The 23,013-nt window shown below is 37.8% G+C and carries 10 protein-coding genes and 1 pseudogene; 10 read left to right on the top strand and 1 reads right to left on the bottom strand.

Annotated elements, in window-relative coordinates; translation table 11 throughout:
- Window positions 1-117 precede the first annotated feature (117 nt).
- On the bottom strand, window positions 118-2,541 hold the full coding sequence (locus ACFOOI_RS00055) for a hypothetical protein (protein ID WP_379833480.1): 2,424 nt from the start codon (window positions 2,539-2,541) through the stop codon (window positions 118-120).
- A 1,160-nt stretch (window positions 2,542-3,701) separates the two neighbouring features.
- On the opposite strand from ACFOOI_RS00055, the gene ACFOOI_RS00050 reads away from it, so the two are divergent.
- From ACFOOI_RS00050 to ACFOOI_RS00005, 10 genes and pseudogenes are all read left to right on the top strand, one after another.
- The gene (locus tag ACFOOI_RS00050) at window positions 3,702-3,854 is read left to right on the top strand and encodes a hypothetical protein (protein ID WP_379833477.1); all 153 of its coding nucleotides are present in this window, start codon (window positions 3,702-3,704) and stop codon (window positions 3,852-3,854) included.
- A gap of 193 nt (window positions 3,855-4,047) precedes the next feature.
- On the top strand, window positions 4,048-4,605 hold the full coding sequence (locus tag ACFOOI_RS00045; RefSeq protein WP_379833474.1) for an RNA polymerase sigma-70 factor: 558 nt from the start codon (window positions 4,048-4,050) through the stop codon (window positions 4,603-4,605).
- Window positions 4,606-4,615: 10 nt separating this feature from the next.
- The gene (locus tag ACFOOI_RS00040) at window positions 4,616-5,608 is read left to right on the top strand and encodes a FecR family protein (protein WP_379833471.1); all 993 of its coding nucleotides are present in this window, start codon (window positions 4,616-4,618) and stop codon (window positions 5,606-5,608) included.
- Between the two features lie 116 nt (window positions 5,609-5,724).
- On the top strand, window positions 5,725-9,225 hold the full coding sequence (locus ACFOOI_RS00035; RefSeq protein ID WP_379833468.1) for a SusC/RagA family TonB-linked outer membrane protein: 3,501 nt from the start codon (window positions 5,725-5,727) through the stop codon (window positions 9,223-9,225).
- Between the two features lie 34 nt (window positions 9,226-9,259).
- Entirely contained in the window at window positions 9,260-11,023 is a 1,764-nt protein-coding gene (locus ACFOOI_RS00030) for a RagB/SusD family nutrient uptake outer membrane protein (RefSeq protein WP_379833465.1), read from the top strand.
- Between the two features lie 207 nt (window positions 11,024-11,230).
- The gene (locus ACFOOI_RS00025; protein WP_379833462.1) at window positions 11,231-14,743 is read left to right on the top strand and encodes a family 78 glycoside hydrolase catalytic domain; all 3,513 of its coding nucleotides are present in this window, start codon (window positions 11,231-11,233) and stop codon (window positions 14,741-14,743) included.
- A gap of 226 nt (window positions 14,744-14,969) precedes the next feature.
- Window positions 14,970-17,690, top strand: coding sequence for a family 78 glycoside hydrolase catalytic domain (locus tag ACFOOI_RS00020; protein ID WP_379833460.1), 2,721 nt, complete (start codon window positions 14,970-14,972; stop codon window positions 17,688-17,690).
- Between the two features lie 34 nt (window positions 17,691-17,724).
- The gene (locus ACFOOI_RS00015) at window positions 17,725-19,989 is read left to right on the top strand and encodes a glycosyl hydrolase (RefSeq protein WP_379833458.1); all 2,265 of its coding nucleotides are present in this window, start codon (window positions 17,725-17,727) and stop codon (window positions 19,987-19,989) included.
- Window positions 19,990-20,033: 44 nt separating this feature from the next.
- Window positions 20,034-20,633, top strand: coding sequence for a gluconate 2-dehydrogenase subunit 3 family protein (locus ACFOOI_RS00010; RefSeq protein ID WP_379833456.1), 600 nt, complete (start codon window positions 20,034-20,036; stop codon window positions 20,631-20,633).
- A 22-nt stretch (window positions 20,634-20,655) separates the two neighbouring features.
- A pseudogene (locus ACFOOI_RS00005) lies at window positions 20,656-22,373 on the top strand (GMC oxidoreductase).
- Window positions 22,374-23,013: the final 640 nt, after the last annotated feature.

The following is a 23,013-nucleotide window of genomic DNA, read 5'->3' as shown; positions in this document are numbered from 1 at the left end:
TCGGCCAAGAGGTGCGTTTACTTTTTGCCCAAAAACAATATTATTTAAGAGTTATAAAAATGCTATGAAGGTAATCTTATTTTTCATTCTAAATCTTTAATCTATTTTAACAAACTACTAATTATCAAATACTTGAAATGCTTTTTTCGAAGCATCACTTTTTAATTTACACTTCTTGTATTTCAAATTTTCTCCTTCTCCAATATAAAGTTGCGTGCTTTCTTTTCCCTTATATTCTTCACTTCTGATAATTGCAAAACGGCCTCTAAAAGCTAATTTTAATTTTGTATTTTTGTAAATAGCCTTCGAGTCATCTTGTGAAATAATATGATCAGTAATGGTTTTTTCACCTAAACGAGTCACTACCTTTATCCCGACTATTTTCGTCCCACTTTTTAAATGTTCTACAGCTTCAATGCTCGATTTTGGATTCAATGAAGGCTCAAAAACTGAAACAAAAGGTCTGTCCCAAGCTTCTCCATTTTGACGTATTGCCAAAACTTGCGTCTTCTTATTAACATACCCATTTTTAGCTTCTCTTGTGGGCGGAGCCAAGGCCGTAGTATATGCACGGCTAACATCACCGGGAATAAACATGTGCATATAACGGTTATCATACTTAATATCAAAACGAACCTTTATGGCATCTGAAACTTGCTCAGTAGTTTTGGTATCTTCAAAATACCGCCAGCCGGGTGCGTGGACTACGTCGCCAATATCATTTTGATAACGATCCGTTTCGGTTAGTGCAAGTTCCTTTGCTTTAAGGTCTGTGAGGTGCACTGCGTCCCCAATGTTATGATATAGATAGTCGTGAAACTTATTTTCGCCTAATGATTTAGACCGAAACATATCAAAATAATAAGCAGTTGTATCGCTTGTTCTGATTACACTAAGCGTTCGCTCCTGATCGGCATTATTGATTTCATCTTTTAAATATTGGGTAGCAAAACTAAACTTATCTGTAATCGGCTCTTCCAAATGCTTGGGTTCAGCGGCAATATTTATTGTCTTATTTTGCCAAACATTGGCTTTGCCTTTCCACGAGCCTTCATCTCTGCCATGCGAAGTTCCGTTAACTACTACGGTGTTATTGCCAGCATATATTCTATAATAATGCTCATGAAGCGGTATTTGCCTTTCCTCTACCGTAGCGGGCAATCCAGCATTTGGAGCCATAACATAGCCCGCCCCATAAAGCTCCATGCTTATACCCGTCAGGTGTGAATGCACATAATGTGCCCCACCGATAATTCCACATAATCCATAAAGCTCATTGTACTCTTTCACGTAGTTTCTCTGTAGGGCTACTCCCGCGTGCTCTACTATCACAGTAGGTTTGTAGGATATTTCGCCTACATTAGTTTCGGGAATTGGAACACCCCAAAAGAGTTCTAAAAAGTTGCTATTATCGTAAGTAGTGTTGCTCATATTAGGCTTCCTTCCGCCTTTGGCAGCATAGTTTTTCTTTAAGGCTTCCATTGATTCTTTAGCCAAGGCAGTATATCCTCTCCTACTTGCAATATGAAGAGCGTAGCGATAATTGGCCTCTGTAAAATCATTGTTTCTTTTTGAGTCGCCAAACCGTACAAACCGCCTATCTGGATGCCTAAGATTAGTAAACAGAAAATTGCCATTGAATATGTGCTGGTAATCTTTGGTTATGTTCATCTCTGGTTTGATGCGATCCACGATATTTAAAACCAAAGAAATATTGGGCATAAAACTATAACTTAAAGATTCAGGCCAAATGCCTTGACCCGAAAACATAGGCAGGATGGTATGTTTAAATGAAGGCTGATGTTTGGTACCCTTCTCCCAAAAAACATTAAAAAGACGTTCTCTTTCTACGGAATCGTCAATGCAAAGTATAGAATATAAAGCTCCAGGAGCAGTGAGCACCGGGTGGTTTGATATAAACTGACCATGCTTGTCGCTTTCGCCGTACTCTTGCAATATATTCCCTACGATATTCTTAAATGCCTGCTGAGCTATTTCGTTTTGAAAAGGCTGAGATTGCCGAGTATTTAAGTTATAAATGTGCGTTTGGTTCTTGTTTAAGAAAGTATATGTAAAATCAAAAGCGAGAGCCAACATATTGTAACAAGTTCGTGGATCATGAAATGCATCCCCCATTATTTGGGTAGTCTGGGGAGTTTTTAAAGCCAACGGATACGTATAAGCCGCAATAATATCAGCAGAAAGTTGAGCATAATTTTCGTCTTTGCTTAGGTAATACAGCATTCCGGATTCGGCTGCTAAAGTCAATATGCGGTTGTGCTCATTTAGGTTTCCACCAAAGGTAGGAATCGACTTGAGAATTACCTCTGGATTAGATTTATGAGAAACCATAAAGGCGTCTACATGTTCATGCAGCTGACCCAAGATGCTTTTAGCCCAATCGTATTTTTCTGTATTGGCAATCACCTGCTCTCTCTCCTCTTCTGTTATCCATATGACGGGGTGCTTATTAGACTGAGCGAAGGTGAGGTTTGAGCAAAAAAGAACAGAGAAAAAGAAAACAAGTTGAAAACCTTTCATTTGAATTTTAGAATTAGATTTTTAAATCAATGAGCTAGTTGGACAAATAATGATAACATAAGCTTAAACAATCACTAAAGAAAAAAAAATATAATTTACTGATATAAAGCTACTTAATATACAAAATACGTGCCTAGTAAAGATCCAAATAGCGATGCGTACATGAAAGCAAATACAAATATTTCTGTAAATGTGAAGGAATTAAACAAAGTCAACAATCTACATTTTGATATTTTATTTATACAAAATGATAAAACAACTTAAATATCATTCAACTAATTATTAAAAAAGTACAATTTTTAATTCTCATTAAAAACTCCAAAAAAAAGACCTATGAAGGGAATAAAAAAAGTAAACTTTTACGAATAACAGCAAGGCAAAAAGTGAAAAATAAAATACCGTTTTGTTTGTATTTTATACAATTGAAAGTCCAAACAAAACAAAACGAAAATACTTATACACAAAAACGAAAAAATACTGCCAATTAAGAGATATTCATGGGCGTTTTTCTAAAAAAAACAGGGCTATTTTTTATTTCAAATTTTGATGAAAAAATCTATTGAAATAAACTTGAATACTGTATACAAAATTTCAAAATTAAGCTAAACTAAATCTTATTTTAATTCAATTTTCAACACAATCACAAAAAACAGAAATTGTACTATACCTATCATTTTGTGTATTTAATTTATCAAATCATCCATTTAAACCCAATTACAGAGTATTTAGATTTGTCAAATAATCAATAAATACCATAGCTTTTTTATCGAATAAAATATGGAATTCGAATAAGCGAAAAACGGAAAGAAAGTCAAATTGATTATTAGAAAATTAAAAAAAGTGCTTTTTACATTAAAAAAAAGACGGCGTTTAGACAATTTTTACAAAATCAAAATACGCCCGTTTTACCTTTTTTCGAAAAAAAACATTAGACCTTAAAAATTAAACCAATGACACCATATACATACGAAAACTCTTTAAATCGGAAGCCAAGCATTCAGCACTTAAACTCGCTTGTTGGCTTAAATTAGACTTTTTGACAAATGGTTTTATTAGAAGTTTCAGTTGCGTTTTCTGGAAAGAATTTAAAGCAGTGTTCAAACCTTAAAAATATTTTTTTTTCGAAAAACTAGGGATTTATACTTCAAAAACTACTCTATATGAAAAATAGAACAAAAGTTTCTCATGAAAAACACCTTCAATTAGCGATAATTGAAAAAGAGCAAGTAGTAATCAAAAACTGCGGCGAGGTTAAGTTTAACCTAACCGCATGGACTAAATTTTTAGATAGAAAAGGTTGGATCCCCTGTTAGACTCATTGATGTCAAATCGATAGTTTTTCAGGGGTATTTTTTTTATCCTGAGCAAACTCAACCAAATGATTTTCAAAAGATTAAAAAAGACAAAAATCAAGAAAAAATAATTTTTCAAATATTTTATAAAATTATTTAGGGATTTAGTCGACTTAATCTACTCTATATTGTAAACCTTAAAAACCTTACACGGATGCTTAACAAAAAAGCAACAGACAACCATTCTCTAATAACATTTCTTTATGAAGGCAAAAGATGGGCCTTCGAGGAGATTTATAACCGCTATTGGAAAAAACTACTTTTTGTAGCCTATAACCAAATCGGAGTTTGGGAAGAAGCCGAAGAGTTGGTTCAAGAGGTGTTTTTGAGTATTTGGAAAAGACACGACCAAGTACAAATTCAAAACCTAGATTTGTACCTAACACTTTCTGTAAAAAACAAAGTGTATGATTATATAAAATCGAGAATCAGCTATAGAAAATACCAAGAATATCTGATTTTTCAGGAGATAAAAGAAAATAGAGACACTGAAAACATTGTAAATTTTCAAGAACTCACCAACGCCCTCGACAAAGTGCTCAATCAGCTTCCTGAAAAAAGTGCGGAAGTATTTAGAAAAAGTAGGTTTGAGGATCAATCGGTAAAAGAAATAGCCGACCAACTAAACCTTACACCAAAAGCCGTGGAGTATCATATAACGAAGTCTTTGAAGTTTTTACAAGAAAACTTAAAGTCATACCATATAAACTAATACAAAAAAAATGACGCTAGAAGAGTTTAATAACTTAGCAAAAAAATACCTCGATGGCAACACCACCGAAGAGGAAAATCGACTTTTAGAAGAATGGAACGAAGCCCAAAATGCAAACGACCTAAACTTTGTCATGAAGCAAAATGACGAAGTGGTAAAAAAAAGAATGTGGGCTTCTATATCAAAAGAAGTAAACAATCACCGCACCTCTAAAATACGTAGAATTGGATTTTATGTAGGGCTTGCAGCATCGGTTATGTTGGTCATTTCTTACCTATTTAATGTAAATATTTTTGACAAAAATAACATCACCGCATTATTAGAAAACGACAACATTGAAATATCAAACGACACCAAAGACCAAGAAATAGTATTGCTTTCAGACGGAACGGAAGTGCATCTTTCTAAAAACAGCAGTATCACGTATGATAAGAATTTCAATATTGACAAACGTGAGGTTCATCTAAGAGGAAATGCATTTTTCAAAGTAAAAAGAGACGTTACCAAACTGTTTATTGTACACACAGGCGACTTGTCTACTGAGGTACTGGGAACTAGTTTTTGGATAAACGAAAACAAAAAGTCAAAATCAATAGAGGTGGTAGTAAACACAGGGAAGGTTTCGGTATATACAAGTAAAAAATCCAGAAAAAACGAAAAAAACGGGGTGATACTAACACCAAATCAAAAAGTGATTTATGACGAAGTAACACAAAATATAAAACCCAGTTTGGTAGAAAAACCCAAGCCAATTGGAAAGGCCGAACAATCAAAAATTAGTTTAATATTTCAAAGCAGACCACTACAAGAGGTATTAAATGTACTCTCAAAACTATACGGAATAGACTTTGTGGTTTCTAACGAAAAGCTAAACCAATGCCGAATAACGGCGGATTTAAATGACCTCCACATGTACATTCAATTAGAACTAATATGTAAATCAATAGATGCCCAATATGAAAAAAGAGGAACTGTCATTTTTGTAAATGGCGAAGGCTGTTAAAATAAAAAAGGACCAAAAATGCTGCGAACATTTGAGGTCCTTAGGTTTTCTTTCCTAACGAGTGTTTTGGAAAGACTGTTTTCTCAACTAGTTAAATTAATAAAACAATCAAATTTATGAAAAAAAAACTACCCATTCTCAAACATTTGAGAGAGATTATGAAAATATCTGCGATACAATTATTCTTAGTCCTGCTGAGTTTAGGCATTGCTTCCGCTAAGAACACCGAAGCTCAAGAGGTACTAAACAAAGCGGTTAGCTTGAAAGTAGAAAAAACTGAGCTAAAACAGATCTTGTCTCAAATAGAATCTCAGACCGGCGTAAAGTTTGTTTACAGTACCAAAATAAGACCAAGCAAAGTTTTTTCATTAAACATAAATAAATCAAAGCTTTCAGAGGTTTTGGATGAAATTCTTTCGCCTGTTTCTATCGGATACGAAGTATTTGGAGACCGCATTCTACTAAAGAAAACCGCAATGGCTCCCATCAAAAAGTCATCTTATTTATTAGACAAACCGAAGTACTTTGACCCTCAAATGATGCTCAAAAAAGTAACCGGATCGGTTGTAGATGAACAAAACCAAGGAATACCAGGTGTGTCCGTTGTAATAAAAGGGACCACTAAAGGTATCACCACTGACATCTCAGGAAACTTTGAGTTAGACGTGCCTACCGATAAAACCATATTGGTATTTAGCTATGTGGGTTTTGAATCAAAAGAAGTAGAAGTAGGAAATAGCACTAACATAAGAGTAATCTTACTTTCAGACATAAAAGCCCTAAGCGAAGTGGTAGTGGTTGGATATGGAACTCAAGAAAAAGTTAACCTTACGGGTGCTGTTGGTGTAGCCTCAGGAAAAGTGCTTCAAAACAGGCCGATATCTACTGTGGGCGAAGGCTTACAAGGCGTAATTCCAAACCTAAACATTACCGTTAGAAACGGTGACCCTACCACAGCTGTAGACTTTAACATCAGAGGATATGAGTCTATAAACGGAGGATCTCCCCTTATTCTAGTAGATGGTGTTCCGATGGACTTAAATAGAATAAACCCAAATGACATCAAAAGCATAAGTGTACTCAAAGACGCAGCGGCGGCGGCAGTTTACGGTGCTAGAGCGGCTTTTGGTGTAGTTTTGGTAGAAACCAAAAAAGGAGAATCTGGTAAAATAAAAGTGAATTTCAATAATCAGATTTCAATTTCTAAGTCAATTTTTAATGTAGATCTAGTTACGGATCCGTATGAATTTGTAACTGCTCAAAACAAGGCGGCCGTAAGAAACTCCAACGTACCAAAATGGGATGACGATTACGTAGCGGGTACAAAAGCCTATTCTGAAAACCCTTTAACCGCCCCTCAATATGCAGTGGTCAATGGAGTAATTAGATTTTATGGGAATAATGATTATAAAAACAGACTGATAAACGATTACTCGCCAAGTAATCAACATGACATTTCGGTTTCTGGAGGTTCAGAAAACGCAAAGCTGTATGCGTCGCTTGGATATATAAACAAGGATGGTTTCCAAAGAATTGGCAATGATAAGTTTAAGAGATATAACATTATGCTAAAAGGAGATTTTAAAATAAACAAGTGGTTATCATTAGATGAAAAAATAATTTTAAATACGCAGTATAGCGACAAAGCCCACTTTTATTCAAATGATGTAGCAATTAATTCAGTATTAAGAGCTGAGCCTTTTAGATTAATTGAGTTTCCTGACCTTCCATATTACATAAATCAAGGCGACAGAGCTACTTATGAACCATATATCGGCAGGCAAATGGCGGGAGTAAATGCTATCCCGTATTTCAGAGATGGCGGTAGAACCACTTTTACAAACCACGATTTATGGCTAACCCAAGGCATGACTTTAACTCCTATGAAAGGGCTTAAAATCAGAACAGATTTCTCTTACAATATATTTAACAGAATATACCAAGACGTAGCTAGCAAAGTGGAAGTTATTAACCCAAATTTATTAGCACCTGACTTTATTTTAACTAGCTACAGTGGAGATGATTACTTAGCCAGTGAAAACACAAACAATACCTATAGTGTATTAAACGCTTATGCTCAATATGAATTCCAAAATCTTGGAAGTCATTCAGTAACTGCTATGGTGGGTATCAACCAAGAGGAAGGTAAAAACAGATGGATTAGAGGCCAAAACAGAGGCATTATTTCGAACGGAATAAATGACCTTTCTGCTACTACTGGTACTCAAATTGCCACAGGCTCGCGATCTCATGTTGCACTTAGAGGTGCCTTTTATAGGTTAAATTATGATTATAAGAAAAAATACTTAATCGAGTTAAATGGTCGTTACGACGGTTCATCGAGATTCCCATCAGATTCACGTTATGGGTTTTTCCCTTCTTTCTCTGGTGCATGGAGGATATCAAACGAAGACTTTATGGAGTCTACATCGTCTTGGCTTACTAACTTAAAAATCAGAGCATCATATGGTACATTAGGAAATCAATTATTAGGTAGCAATTATTACCCATACATTTCTACATTATCGGCCTCAATGTCACAGTATATTTTCAATACAGGAGCAGCACCTATTATCTCTCCAGCCGGTCTGGTTAGCCCTACCCTAACGTGGGAAAGTGTAACTTCTCGAAACGTAGGCCTTGACTTTACGCTATTTAAAGGAAAGTTAGACGCTTCATTTGATCTCTACACCAGAGACACCAAAGACATGCTTTTGGATGTAAGCTATCCAGATATATTAGGAACTCGAGCACCAAAAGAAAACGGAGCTGACCTAAGAACTAAAGGATGGGAAGCTTCGATAACCTGGAGAGACAAATTCAAAAAAGATTGGAGCTATGACGTTACTTTGGCACTTTCAGACGCTCAGGCTGAAATTACAAAATATAATAACCCAACTGGTGATATTTCTACATTTTATGTAGGTCAAAAACTGGGTCAAATATGGGGATATGAAACCGTAGGATTATTCCAATCTGATGATGAAGTAAAAGCCGCTCCTCTACAATCTTCAATTGGAAACACCTGGAGAGCAGGAGATATGCAGTACAAAGACTTAAACGGAGACGGAAAAATTGACAGAGGAAATGGTACATTGAGTAATCTTGGTGACTGGAAAATAATAGGTAACACTAGTCCAAGATATACATTTGGAATAAACACAGGCATCAGATATAAAAGCTTCGGTTTGTCTGCTTTCTTCCAAGGAATAGCCAAAATTCAATATCTGCCTAGCAATACTAACTACGGCTGGTTCTACCCTTTCCAATCGGAATATGTTGAGAAATTTCACTTAACTGACTCATGGAGCGAAACCAACAGAGACGCTTACTTTGGAGCTCCCGAACTTTTAGGAAAGAAAAACATTCAACCTCAAAGCCGTTACGTTCAAAACGCTTCTTATATCCGTCTTAAAAACGTAAACCTAAGTTATACGCTTCCTTTAAGCTTAGTTAATAGACTTAAATTAGAAAATATTCAAGTGTACGCCAATGGTGCCAATGTATGGGAATTTTCGAAAATTAGAAAACCTCTAGACCCTGAAACTATCAGGTCTGCAAATGTGGAATACCCTATGCAAAGGCTTTTAACATTCGGCTTAAATGTTTCATTTTAAATCACTTAGATAAAATTCAAAAAGAACTAAAATAATGAAAAAACATATATTAAAACTTTCAAGCCTAATCCTAACACTACTGTTAGTAAATACTGGCTGCGAAAAAGATTTTTTGGAAAGGTACCCATTAGATGAAATTTCGAACGAAACATTTTGGAATACCGAAGCCGATATGGCCGTTTATAACAATGGACTATATGCCATGACCATAAACAATGACAATGTACCCATTCTTCAAGGGCACTCTACAGGAAATAACATCCAAAGTATCTGGTTTCAGGATAATTTTAGTGACAACTTCGCTCCGGTTGGTGTAGGTTATATGCAACTCGTTAGGTCAGGTCTTCAAGTGGTTCCCACTACGGCGTCTTCACAAACTTTTGGATACAAAGGTTGGGACTTCATACGAGCAATAAACGTAGGACTAGAAAACTACCCGAAAACTAAAGTTACAGATGCCATCAGAAACAAATACATAGGAGAAGCTCGGTTGTTTCGTGGATGGTTTTATGCCGAAAAAGTCAGCAAATTTGGTGATGTGCCGTATTTAGACAAACCACTAAACATTGATTCTCCTGAGCTTTACAGCGGTCGTACACCAAGGTTAGAAGTAATGGACAAAGTACTAGAAGACCTAAATGCCGCAGTGGCTGGTTTACCGGCTAGTTGGGGAGACGGTGGAAATCCGGGTAGACTAAATCGTTGGGCTGCACTTTTAATCAAATCAAGAGTTTGTCTTTTTGAAGGTACATTTAGAAAATATCACGGACTTCCTAACCCAGAAAAATGGCTTACAGAAGCGGCTACTGCCTCAAAAGAGTTAATTGACAAAGGTCCATATTCGTTACATACTACAGGAAACCCAAATGCCGATTACAGCAATTTCCAAAGGTTGGCAGATTTTACTGGCAATAAAGAAGTAATGTACTGGAAAAAATATGCATCCGGTATTTTATTTAATAACGTAGAAAGAACGGTCCACAGAACCATTGGCGGAGCTACAAAAAGTTTCGTTGAAGACTATCTGTGCAAAGACGGACTTCCTATCTCGCTTTCTCCACTTTACAAAGGAGATAAAGTATTGGAGGATGTATTCGCAAATCGTGACCCGAGACTTCGTCAGACGATTTTGCTACCTGAAGATAACGCTACTTTGGTATTTGACGTAAACCGTACATACCCAAGAATTACCGGAATGGCAGGTGGAAATACTTCTACTACAGGCTACCACATTATTAAGTATTTCAACCCGAATATTGGACCAGGATTTAACACCGGAATAACGCCAGCCTTGGTGATGAGATTTGGTGAAGCTCTACTAAACTATGCCGAAGCACAAGCAGAACTTGGAAAAATTACGCAAACAGACTTAGATATTTCGATCAATAAACTAAGAACTAGAGTAGGTATGCCGCACATGAAACTAGATGCAATACCTGTAGATCCAAGATATGCCAACGAAGGAATATCGCCACTTTTGGTAGAAATAAGAAGAGAGAGAAGAATCGAATTGTTTGGTGAAGGCTTTAGATACAATGACCTTAAAAGATGGAAACAAGGAAAAAAACTTGCCCAGCCAACTTTAGGGATTCTGTTTGATGCAGCTGCAAAAGCAAAATATGTGGGTGCAAAAATTGAAACTTCGATAGACCCTGCAAGTGGTAAAACCTATATAGATGTGTATAAAGGAACCGATATTGCCAACCCAGTTTTTGACGAAAGTAAGCATTATTACTGGCCTATTCCACTGGGAAGTATCGCTCAAAACCCGAACATTAAGCAAAACCCAGGATGGTAAATTTTAGATAAAATATCTACAAGGATGAGTTTCTGAATAAAAAAGAAACTCATCCTTTAAATTCAAAAAAAACATTTTCAGCATATTTTTCATCAATTTAGCTACTAATTACCTGTACTTTTTCCAAATCATTTATTTAAACACTGTTTTCTAGTCAATTAAAACCAATAACTTAACTAGCAAATAAATTGTGAAACATTTATAACCATGAAGAAAATCGTTTTTATCGCTCTCTTACTTTTAACTTTTGCTCAACGGACACTCGCCCAACAAACCCAAAAGCCTAACATTATCTTCATACTTACAGACGATCAGCGTTGGGACGCACTGGGATATGCGGGAAACAAATATGTGCAAACCCCCGAAATGGACAACTTGGCTAGGCAAGGGGTTTATTTTAAAAATGCCGTGGTAACCACCCCTATTTGTGCTGCCAGTAGAGCTACTCTACTAAGTGGTATGCAAGAAAGAGCACATGGCTACAACTTTCAGACAGGAGCTATCAAAGAAGAATACATGCAGTATGCCTACCCCAAAGTACTCAAAGAAGGCGGTTATTACACAGCCTTTTTTGGAAAACTAGGCGTAAAATACGATAAAAAAGAAAACCTTTTTGACGAATACGATGATTATGATAGAAACAATAAATACAACGACCGCAGGGGGTATTTTTATAAAACTATAGGAAAAGACACCGTTCACTTAACCAGATATACAGGCCAGCAAGCACTCGATTTTTTAGAGAAATCTCCAAGTAAAAAACCATTTTGTTTGTCACTAAGCTTCAGTGCCCCTCATGCTCATGATAGTGCACCTGAGCAATATTTTTGGACACCCGAAACCGAGCACCAATTAGAAAACGTAACCATAGAAAAACCAGACATCTCAGACAATAAGTTTTTCGATATGCTACCCGAAATCGTAAAACAAGGTTTTAATAGACTAAGATGGACATGGAGATATGACACCCCCGAGAAATACCAACATAGCGTAAAAGGATACTACCGCATGATATCAGGGGTAGATCAGGAAATAGCTAAAATCAGAGCCAAATTGAAAGAAAAAGGCTTGGATAAAAACACCGTCATTATTGTAATGGGAGATAACGGGTACTTCCAAGGTGAAAGACAGTTAGCCGGTAAATGGCTAATGTACGATAACTCAATCAGAGTGCCTTTGATAGTTTTTGACCCAAGAGAAAATAAGCACTTAGACGTAAATCAACTCGCCCTCAATACAGACGTGCCGGCAACTATTGTAGACTTAGCAGGTTTAAAACAACCCGCTCAATGGCATGGAAAAAGCCTTATGCCAATAGTTAGCTCAAAATCGAGCGACTTACGTGACACAGTTCTAATTGAGCACTTGTGGGAGTTTAAAGACATACCACCTAGTGAAGGTATTAAGACCCTAGGCTGGAAATACTTTAGGTATATAAACGACAAAACGATCGAGGAGCTTTATGACCTCAATAAAGACCCAAAAGAAATAGACAACTTGGCTAAAAACCCAGCTTATGCAGCCAAGCTAAAAGAGTTAAGAGCGGCAACTGAAAGACTAATCAAGAAATATAAAGACCCATATTCGGGCGTAGCAACTGGCCTTACGGTAGAAACTATTAGACAACCCGCCAATGCTCAAATAAATGATGCAGAACCAGAATTTGGTTGGATTGTGCCTCAGTTGTTGGGTTTTCAGTCTGCCTATCAAATATTAGTTTCTTCCTCAAAAGAAAATGCCGACAACAACATTGGCGACATGTGGAATAGCGGGCAAATAAGAAGCAAAAAATCTGCTGACATAACCTATAAAGGAAAACCCCTTGCCCCAGGCAAACCGTACTATTGGAAGGTCCGTTTGTGGGATACCGTGAATCGTACTAGTGAATATTCTGAAATTCAGCAATTCAAAATCTCAGGAATAAAAGACTTGGTGTCTTCTACTAATATTTTTCAGGTAGAAAAAATAGCACCCAATGCTTCAAAAGTCTTACCAAATGGCAATCAGTTTTTTGATTTTGGGAAAGATGCATTCGGTACTTTGGAACTAAAATATACAGCAAAAAGAAATGAAAAAATAAAGGTATGGTTGGGCGAACAACTCGAAAACGGCCATATTAACAGAAAGCCAAGTGGCAATATCAGAGCCCAAGAGGTAGTGCTCGAAGCAAAAAAAGGAACGAACACGTATTTGTTACAACTTAAACCTGACGAAAGAAATACCAGGTCGATGGCCGTAGTGATGCCAGACTCTTTCCCAGTAATAATGCCATTTAGGTATTGTGAAATAGAAAACGCCAAACAGAGTATTTCTACCCAGGACATAAAACAAGTAGCTTACTTTAGCTATTTTGAATACGATCAAAGCTCGTTTAATAGCTCTGACACTATCCTTAACCAAGTGTGGGAATTGTGTAAATACACCATGAAAGCCAGTTCATTTTCGGGTTTATATTTAGATGGCGACCGTGAGCGAATTCCGTATGAGGCAGACGCTTACCTTAACCAACTGAGCCACTACAGCACAGACCGCGAATATATGATTGCCCGCAAAACCATCGAATACTTTATGGGTCACCCTACTTGGCCTACTGAGTGGCAGCTGCATGTGGCACTTATGTTTTACCAAGACTATATGTACACCGGCAATACCGAACTAATTGAGAAATATTATGAACAACTGAAATATAAAACCTTAATGGAGCTCCGTAGAGAAGACGGACTTATCAGTATTGCTTCAGAAAAAAACACAGCGGAGTTTATGCAAAACTTGGGCTTCACCGACCCCAAAACCAAACTCAGAGATATCGTTGATTGGCCTCCGGGAAAAAAATCACAAAATGGAGCAGAACTAAACCTCGGAATAGATGGAGAGCGAGATGGTTTTGAATTTATGCCAATAAACACCGTAGTAAACTGCTTTTTCTATAAAAACATGGAAATAATGGCAGAGTTTGCCAAAGTGCTAGGAAAAACAAAAGATGAGTCAATGTTTAAAAACTTGGCCTTCAATGTTAAAACAAGCATAAACGAAAAGCTTTTTGATGAAAAAAATCAACGTTATGTAGACGGAGAAGGCACAGATCATTCTTCGCTTCATGCAAACATGATGGCTCTTGCATTTGATATTTGTCCAGCAGATAAAAAAGCTAACGTAGTAAAATACATGAAGTCGCGTGGTATGGCTTGTAGCGTATATGGAGCTCAATATTTGTTGGAGGCCTTATATAATGGCAACGAACCTAACTATGCATTGCAACTCATGACTGCCACCCACGACCGCAGTTGGTGGAACATGATAGCGATTGGATCTACCATGACCCTGGAGGCTTGGGATAACAAATACAAACCAAACCTAGACTGGAACCACGCATGGGGTGCAGCACCAGCAAACATAGTGGCTCGAAACATGTGGGGCATTAAACCAAAAACACCCGGTGGCAGTATCATGAGCATTAAACCTCAACTCGGAACTTTGACAAACTGCAGCTTAACTACACCGACGATTCACGGAAACATAGTGGCGTCGTATGTAAAAGAAAGCCGCTTGAGACAAGTTTTTGAGATTACTATCCCTGCCAATGTTTCGGCTGAAATAGAATTAATGGCTTCGCCTGAAGACGAAGTGATATTAAACGGCAATAAAGCAAATATGAATTTCAGGAACCTCCGCCTTTCGCCAGGAAAAAATGTGATAGAACTAAACGTAAATACATTTTAAAAAAAATATTGATTGATATAGGTTGATTAATGCCCCTTACTTAAAAAGTCTACTCCCTTCGGGGAGCAGATTTGGGGATAACATTTTGTCCAAGAATTATTAAAAAAACGCTCATTTATCTACTTTTCTCCACAACTTTTCATAAAACTACCGACGCTATTTTTTTTCAAAGAATAAAACTGAAATAAAAAGTTTTTAAAACGTATTCAATCAAACCTTAACAAAAATGATGAAGACAATTGTACTTATCTTGCTTAGTTTCGTGGCGAGTGCCCAGCTGAGCACCTACGACCTCACGTGCGAGCACCTAACCAACCCCGTAGGTATTGACGTTAAAGAGCCAAGGTTGAGCTGGAAATTAAAATCTGACAAACGCAATACTTCACAAACAGCATATTTAATCGAAGTTTCTGAATCTACTGATTTTAACAAAAAATCAATCGTTTGGACATCAAAAAAAGTAAACTCAAGTGCCTCAATACTCCAAATGTATGCCGGGCCACTAAAAAGTAGAACGAGGTATTTTTGGCGAGTAAAAGTTTGGGATAACCAAGACCAAGAATCAGCTTGGAGTGCCACTTCTATTTTCGAAACTGGTTTTTTATCAAATACAGAATGGGTAGCAAAATGGATAGAGATACCGAATGACACCATGCGAATTTCGCCTACCATTTTGCTTAGAAAAGATTTTCCTATTAAGAAAAAAATAAAAGAAGCAAAAGCATACGTAACTGCTCACGGACTTTATGAACTTTATCTAAATGGCCAAAAAATAGGCGACCAAGTACTTACTCCAGGATGGACCAGTTATAACAAACGCCTGCAATACCAAGTATATAATGTTACGAACCATCTAAATCAGGGCAAAAATGCAGTTGGTGCTATGCTAGCAGACGGTTGGTACAGAGGTAACCTCGGATGGCAAAACAAATACGCTGTATATGGAAACCAAAGAGGCTTACTTTGTCAAATCCATGTGAAATACACCGACAATTCTGAAGAAATAATTACCTCAGATGCAGATTGGAAAGCTTCGCAAGCGGGCCCAATCAGAATGGCAGACATATACAATGGCGAAACATATGACGCTACCAAAACCATATCAGACTGGACCAAGCCAGCTTTTAACGATAGCAAATGGCACGCTGTGCATGTTGCAAATTATAAGAATGATGTATTGGTGGCCTCAATGGGTGCACCTATAAAACGTATCCAAGAGATTAAACCTATTCGAATTTTTAGAACTCCAAAAGGCACTTTAGTAGCAGATTTTGGTCAAAATATGGTAGGCTGGGTAAAGCTTAAAGTAAAAGGGCCAGCAGGAACAGTTATAAAAATGCAACATGCTGAAGTTTTAGATAAATACGGCGAATTTTATACGGCCAATCTTAGAACAGCTAAAGCCACCGCCACTTATATTATTGGTGAGAGCAATATGGAGGAAACTTACGAACCACGTTTTACTTTCTTTGGCTTTAGGTATTTTTCTATTGAAGGCCTTCCCGCAGGTACAGAACTTACGCCAGATAACTTAACAGCAGTAGTTGTTCATTCAGATTTTGAGGAAACTGGTGAATTCACATGTTCAAATCCTAAAATTAATCAGTTACAAAGTAATATTAGATGGGGTCAAAAAGGGAATTTTGTGGATGTTCCTACGGATTGCCCACAGCGTGACGAACGCCTAGGTTGGACGGGCGACGCCCAAGCCTTCGTAAGAACTGCCAGTTTTAATGCCGATGTGGCAGCCTTTTTTACCAAATGGCTGGCAGATGTAAAAGCAGACCAACGCCCAGGCGGCGAGGTGCCTTTTGTTGTTCCAGATGCCCTCAATCCACAAGGTTCGCTTACAGTACCTACCTCAGCAGGATGGGGAGATGTGGCCGTAATAGCACCCTGGACTATCTATGAAGTTTACGGAGACAAAAAACTCCTTGCCGAGCAATATGGAAGCATGAAAGCATGGGTAGAATATATCCGTTCAAAATCAGGAAACAACCTAATTTGGAAAAACGGAAGTGTATTTGGCGACTGGCTGTTTTATGTACCTGCATCGGGTTCTACTCGTGAAGCAGACGGCCATACCAATCAAAACTATATAGCTACTGCGTTTTTTGCCTATTCGACAAAACTTACCGCTCAAGCCGCTCAGGTTTTAGGAAAAACCGAAGACGCAAAAATGTACAACGAGCTTTTTGAACAAATAAAAATAAAGTTTAACAACGAATATGTAACGCTTTCTGGCCGTACCGCTTCTGACTCGCAGACTTCATATATTCTGGCTTTAATGTTTGACCTATTACCCGAAAACCAAAGACCCAAAGCTGTAGGATATTTAGTAGAAGATATAAAAGGGCGTAAAAACCACTTATCTACGGGCTTTTTGGGCACACCTTATATTACCAAAGTACTTTCAGACAACGGACAAACTGACGTGGCGTATGACCTTTTATTTCAAGAAACATACCCATCATGGTTATATCCTGTCAAAATGGGGGCCACCACTATTTGGGAGCGTTGGGACGGACAAAAACCTGACAGTACGTTTCAAACCACAGGTATGAACTCATTTAACCATTATGCATACGGAGCCATCGGAGACTGGATGTATCGTGTGGTGGCTGGAATAGAAATTGGCGAAGCAGGCTATAAACACATCCTGATTCAACCACACCCTACTACTAAATTAGACTTTGCTAAAGCCAGTTTCGAGTCTAGTTACGGGCAGATAGTTTCGCATTGGTCTCGCGAAGGCGGTAAAATGAAACTACAAGTAGAAGTACCAGCTAACACTACAGCTACCATAATGCTACCAGAGGCAAAGGTAAACCAAATCTCTGCCGATGGCCAGATAATGACGGAATCTGACATTTACAAAAACATAAAGGCAGAAAACAAATCGGTACACGTAGAAGTAGGATCTGGAAGTTATGTGTTTGAGTGGTAAGTAGTGAATTTAAATTAAAAAACTAATCTTGACAATGACATATATTAAACTTAATAAGTTTACTAATATAGCTTTAAGCTTAAATAACATAAACAAAAGCATTTGTTTTGTATTCTTTTTTTCTACAATGTTTTCTTTTGGTCAAAAAAAAACAATTCAAAAAGAAAGCTTCAAAAATCCCGAAAACAAATACAAACCTATGCCCTTTTGGCATATCAATGGTGAGTTAAGCAACGAAGGCATTGAAGAGCAAATGCGAGATGCCAAGCTAAAGGCAAATTTTGGAGGTGTTGCGGTATTACCCGTAACACGTACAAAGCCAGACTTTCTGAGCGAATCCTATTTCGAAAAGTATGACCATATCCTCAAAACTGCAAAAAAGTTAGACATGAACGTCATCATGTACGACGATGCTGATTTTCCTAGCGGAAATGCAGGTGGTATGCTTGAGGAAAAATTTCCCCAGGATATTAGAAAGAGTTTGGAGAAAAGAGAGTTTACAATGGCTGGATACCGAAATTTTAAAATGGTACTTCCAAACGAACCACTGATGGCTGCTGTGGCTATGAATACCGAAACACTAGAGCGAATCGACGTTTCACCTTATATCAAAGAAAAAATTCTTACCTGGAGAGTACCTGAGGGAAATTGGAAGTTAATGATTTTTACCTGTATACCAGCTACTTATCACAAAGGTGCTTACACTGTAGATTACCTCGACACTACTTCGGTAAAAAACCTCATGAGTTTGACTTTTGATGAGTACGAAAGGCGTTTTAAGCCTTATTTTCAGAATACCATACAGCTCACTTTTTTTGATGACGTCGGATTTTGGAGACACGAAAAAGCTTGGACACCTCACTTTAATGATGCTTTCCAAAAGCTAAATGGTTATGACCCTACAATTTATTATCCTGCACTTTGGTATGATATTGGACCAGAAACAGAGTCTGTTCGAATTGATTTTTTCAATACAAGAGCCGAGTTACTGGCAGAGGGTTACCCAAGGCTCGCGGCTGAGTGGGCAACCAAACAGGGGATAAAAAGCACAGGTCACCCTCCTGGAAATTATGCTGAGCAACCCGTAGATATGAACGGCGATATTTTTAAGTTTTACCGCCATTCACACATGCCATTGGCCGACCTTATCATTGGATATGGACACGGCAGAGATGGCTTCAAATTAATCAGTTCTGCCTCTAATTTTTATGACAAGCCCATTACTGCTACCGAAATTTACGGTGCTTTAAAAGAAAATACCGTAGACTCACTTATGCTTTACCGAGCCCTCATGGAAATTCAAGCACGAGGCATAAACTTTATTGTTCCTCACGGCATGTGGTATGACCCCACGACGGTAAATATTCCACCTTTGATTTCACCATATAGCAAAAAACTTAGTCCTGGCTTGGCAACATATAGCGAATATGCAGCTAGATCTTGCTTTATGCTTCAAGGCGGACGAAATATTAGTGAAATTGCCGTTTTGTATCCCATTAGCAGTTTGCAGGGTGATTTTCGTTTCGATGCCCCTGAAAACAAAAGAGGAGGAGCTTTCACCTACCCTGAAGCCGATTATCTCAAAATTAGCGAAATGCTAACCAATGAAATTCGGCAAGATTTCACTTTTGTACATCCTGAATTTTTAGCATCGGACAAATATCAAATTCAAGGAGAAAAATTACGACTAAGCAATACCGAAAACTTCCAAGATTACAAGCTTTTAATAATACCTGCTGGAAAAGTAATTTCGCTTGAAACACTCAAAAAAATAAAAGAGTTTTATGACAACGGAGGTAAAGTAATTGCAACAGGTTTACTGCCTTCTAAGTCAGCAGAGATAGGTAAAGACGGTGAAATTGTAGAAATCATTAACGAAATATTTGGTGAAAATGCAGCTAAAAACGCTTCAATGCAAACTAACCCCAAAGGCGGAAAAGCTATTTTTCTAAAAGCATTAAATCCCGAAGCTCTAACAAAAGCAATTAATGAATTACAAACGGACGCTGATATAATCTTCACAGAAAATATTAAACTTAAAAGCGAACTAGGAGTATTTTCATATGTGCACAAGCTAAAAGACGGCAAGGATATATTCTTTTTTGCTAATTCATCTGATGATGTAATATCTACTGAGATACTGATAAGAGGTAAGCTAAAATTAGAAAACTGGAATCCGCATAATGGCGATATATCAGAAATTAAAAGAATTAAGCATATAAAAAGAAATGGTATAGACTACACGCAATACGTATTGAAATTGAAACCTGTATGTGCTACTTTCTGGGTTAGCATATAAACCACAATAAAAAAGAATTATTCAACAATAAATATCTAAAAATTATGAATAGAAGAAACCTGATTAAACATGTGGCACTTTTAATGGGCGGAACCCTCTCTGCTCCTACCCTTTTTGCCATGGAAAACTTAGATAAAAAACTAGGTTTTGATTCTACTTTCTCGCTTAACAAAACCCAGAAAGCCATATTGGCAGAGGTGGCTGAAATGATTATCCCTCGCACTAAAACTGCTGGGGCAAAAGACGCTGGCGTGCCGGCATTTATAGAAATGATGATTAATGATTGCTATAAAGCCGCTGAAAAAAGAAACTTCACAAATGGCCTTGACGAACTAGATAAACTAGGCTTTTTGAAACAAAACCAAGCTCAGAAAACCGCCACCCTCAAAAAACTTGAGGCAGACACCAAAGAGTTGATGAAGAAAAAGAATGTCAAACAGACCAAAATGGGAGACAACGAAGACAAGGAACTAATGGATACTGATGGCAAAGGGATACCGTTTTGGAGACTAGTGAAAGAAATGACACTACTCGGATACTTCACCTCTGAAAAAGGAATCACCGAAAACTTTGACTACCACCAAGTACCCGGAAGGCTGGAAGTCATAAAAATCAAGCCTAGTCAAAAATCTTTTGCCTATTAAACCTTAAAAAATTTAGCTAATCATGAATTTAAATATAAAAGCCAAAGCAAATAATACATACGATGCCATCGTAGTGGGCTCAGGAATGACCGGCGGAATGGCAGCAAAAGAATTAACCGAAAAAGGACTAAAAGTACTGATGTTAGAACGAGGCAAAGAAGTGCCGCACGTGTCTGGCTATGACACTGCCATGGGGCAGCCTTGGGACTTTCAGCATAGAGGCAAAATCACCCTCCACTCAGCCGAAGAAATGTGGGCAAGTAGCCGTTTTCCTGCAGGAGCAGCAGAAGAAACCAAGACTTTTTTTACAAATGATAAAGAAAATCCTTTTATAGAAGAAAAACCATTTGACTGGATTAGGGCCTACCACACTGGAGGTAGAAGTATGCATTGGGGCAGACAGTCATACAGATGGAACGAGAAAGATTTTGAAGCAAACGCCAAAGATGGCATAGGCGTAGACTGGCCAATCAGATACAAAGACCTAGAAAGCTGGTATACACACGTAGAAAAATTTGTGGGAATAAGTGGTCAAAAAGAAGGACTAGACGTATTGCCTGATGGGCATTTTTTGCCGCCAATGCCGATGTATCGCCAGAAAACCAAAAAAATTATTATAAAAAAATGATGAAAGAAAAACTTAATCGACCGGTAACTATTGGTCGTGTAGCCAACCTTTCTCAACCCACCCAGGAACATACCGAACTAGGCCGTGGATCGTGCCAATACAGAAATAAATGCAGCCGCGGCTGTCCATATGGTGGCTATTACAGTTCTATGTCGGGCTCAATACCGGCCGCGATGCGTACCAACAACCTGACGATTTTACACGATAGTATTGCCTCTGAAATTATCTATGACGAAGCTAAGCAAAAGCCATTGGTGTAAGAATCATACATCAGAAAACGCACAAAACAGAAGAGTTTTTTGCTAAAATAATATTCTTAAATGCGGAGCCATGAACACCGCAGGGCTAATGCTAAATTCCAAATCGGCGAGATTTCAAAACGGTTTTGGAAACGACAGCGACCAAGTGGCCGCAACATTATGGATCATCACTTGGGTGTGGGAGCCAATGCCAGCATTGAGGGTTTTGAAGACGACTACATCTTCGGACAGCGACCAAATGCTCTTTATTCCGAGGTTTAGGAACTGGGGAAGCGACAGCCAAACTTCTTATATCCGTGGTTTTGGTTACCAAGGTGGAGCAAACAGAGCGGGCTGGAGCCGCGGCGTAGGGCAAACGGATTTGGAGCCACTTTTAAAGAAGACCTTACCCATCCTGGCAAATGGACGATTGGTTTTGGCGGCTTTGGAGAACGCTTCCTGACCCAAATAACCGCATGTATTTATCAAAAGATAAAAAAGATCAGTGGGGTATTCCGCAGATTGTATTGATGCCAATTTGGCCAAAACGAAATAGAGATGAGGAAAGACATGATGAATTCGGCCGTAGAAATGTTAGAAACTGCCGGATTTAAAAACGTGGTTGGGAACAACAGAAGCGATGTGCACTTGGGCCTTGGTATACACGAAATGGGAACAGCCAGAATGGGCCTCGACCAAAAACCTCGGTCTTAAACAAATATAACCAAGTACACGCCTGTAAAAACGTTTTCGTAACCGATGGAGCTGCCATGACCTCCATCTTCATGCGTAAATCCTCTATCACGTATATGGCCCTAAACCGCTCGAGCTGCAGATTATGCGGTATCTGAGTTGAAGAAAAACAACCTTTAAAAACCATTTTTTGAATAAATAAAAACTGTCAAACGGGTAAATAAAATAGAAAATAAATCATTAGATCGCCCTGCACTGTTTGAGCACTGTTAAATTCTTTTGGGAAGTATTTTTTATTAGAACCTTGACAATAAGAATTTTAATTGTGCGAGTTTGCAGGGTGCAGTTTTTTTTGCTCCGTTTTTTTGAAGGGTCCGGCCTCCCGGAAAAAATGGAGGCCCCGCTGGCAAGCGACCCAGTTAATGAAAGGGGGGTGTTTTTCAAAATGTTTAAAAAATGGCTTCAATGGTAGGTTTAAGGTATGTTTTCTTTAAAAATAAAAATATGCCCGTTTGACAGTAAATAAATAAAACCCAAGTTTAGATTTAAAATTAAATTTCAATGAAAAAAAGCAGCATTCTTGTACTTCTATTTCTTTTGACTTCTAACTTTTATTGGCTCAGACTCCCGTTTACAAAAAATCTGACGCACCTATAGAAAAGCGAGTGAATGACCTATTGTCTAAAATCGCTCGAAGAAAAGGTTTCACAAATGCGTATTTTTCATGCTAATTAGGAATCTCACTTACTGCCGATCACAAACTGGAATTGAGTGAAGATGTAAAAAAGAGACTAAAACTAGGTATTGGAGGCATAAAAAA

Origin of the sequence: Lacihabitans lacunae (assembly GCF_042649125.1) — a bacterium.
Lineage (GTDB): Bacteria > Bacteroidota > Bacteroidia > Cytophagales > Spirosomataceae > Leadbetterella > Leadbetterella lacunae.
Note: the sequence above shows the minus strand (reverse complement) of the source record. Positions and strands in the feature narration are given on the sequence as shown.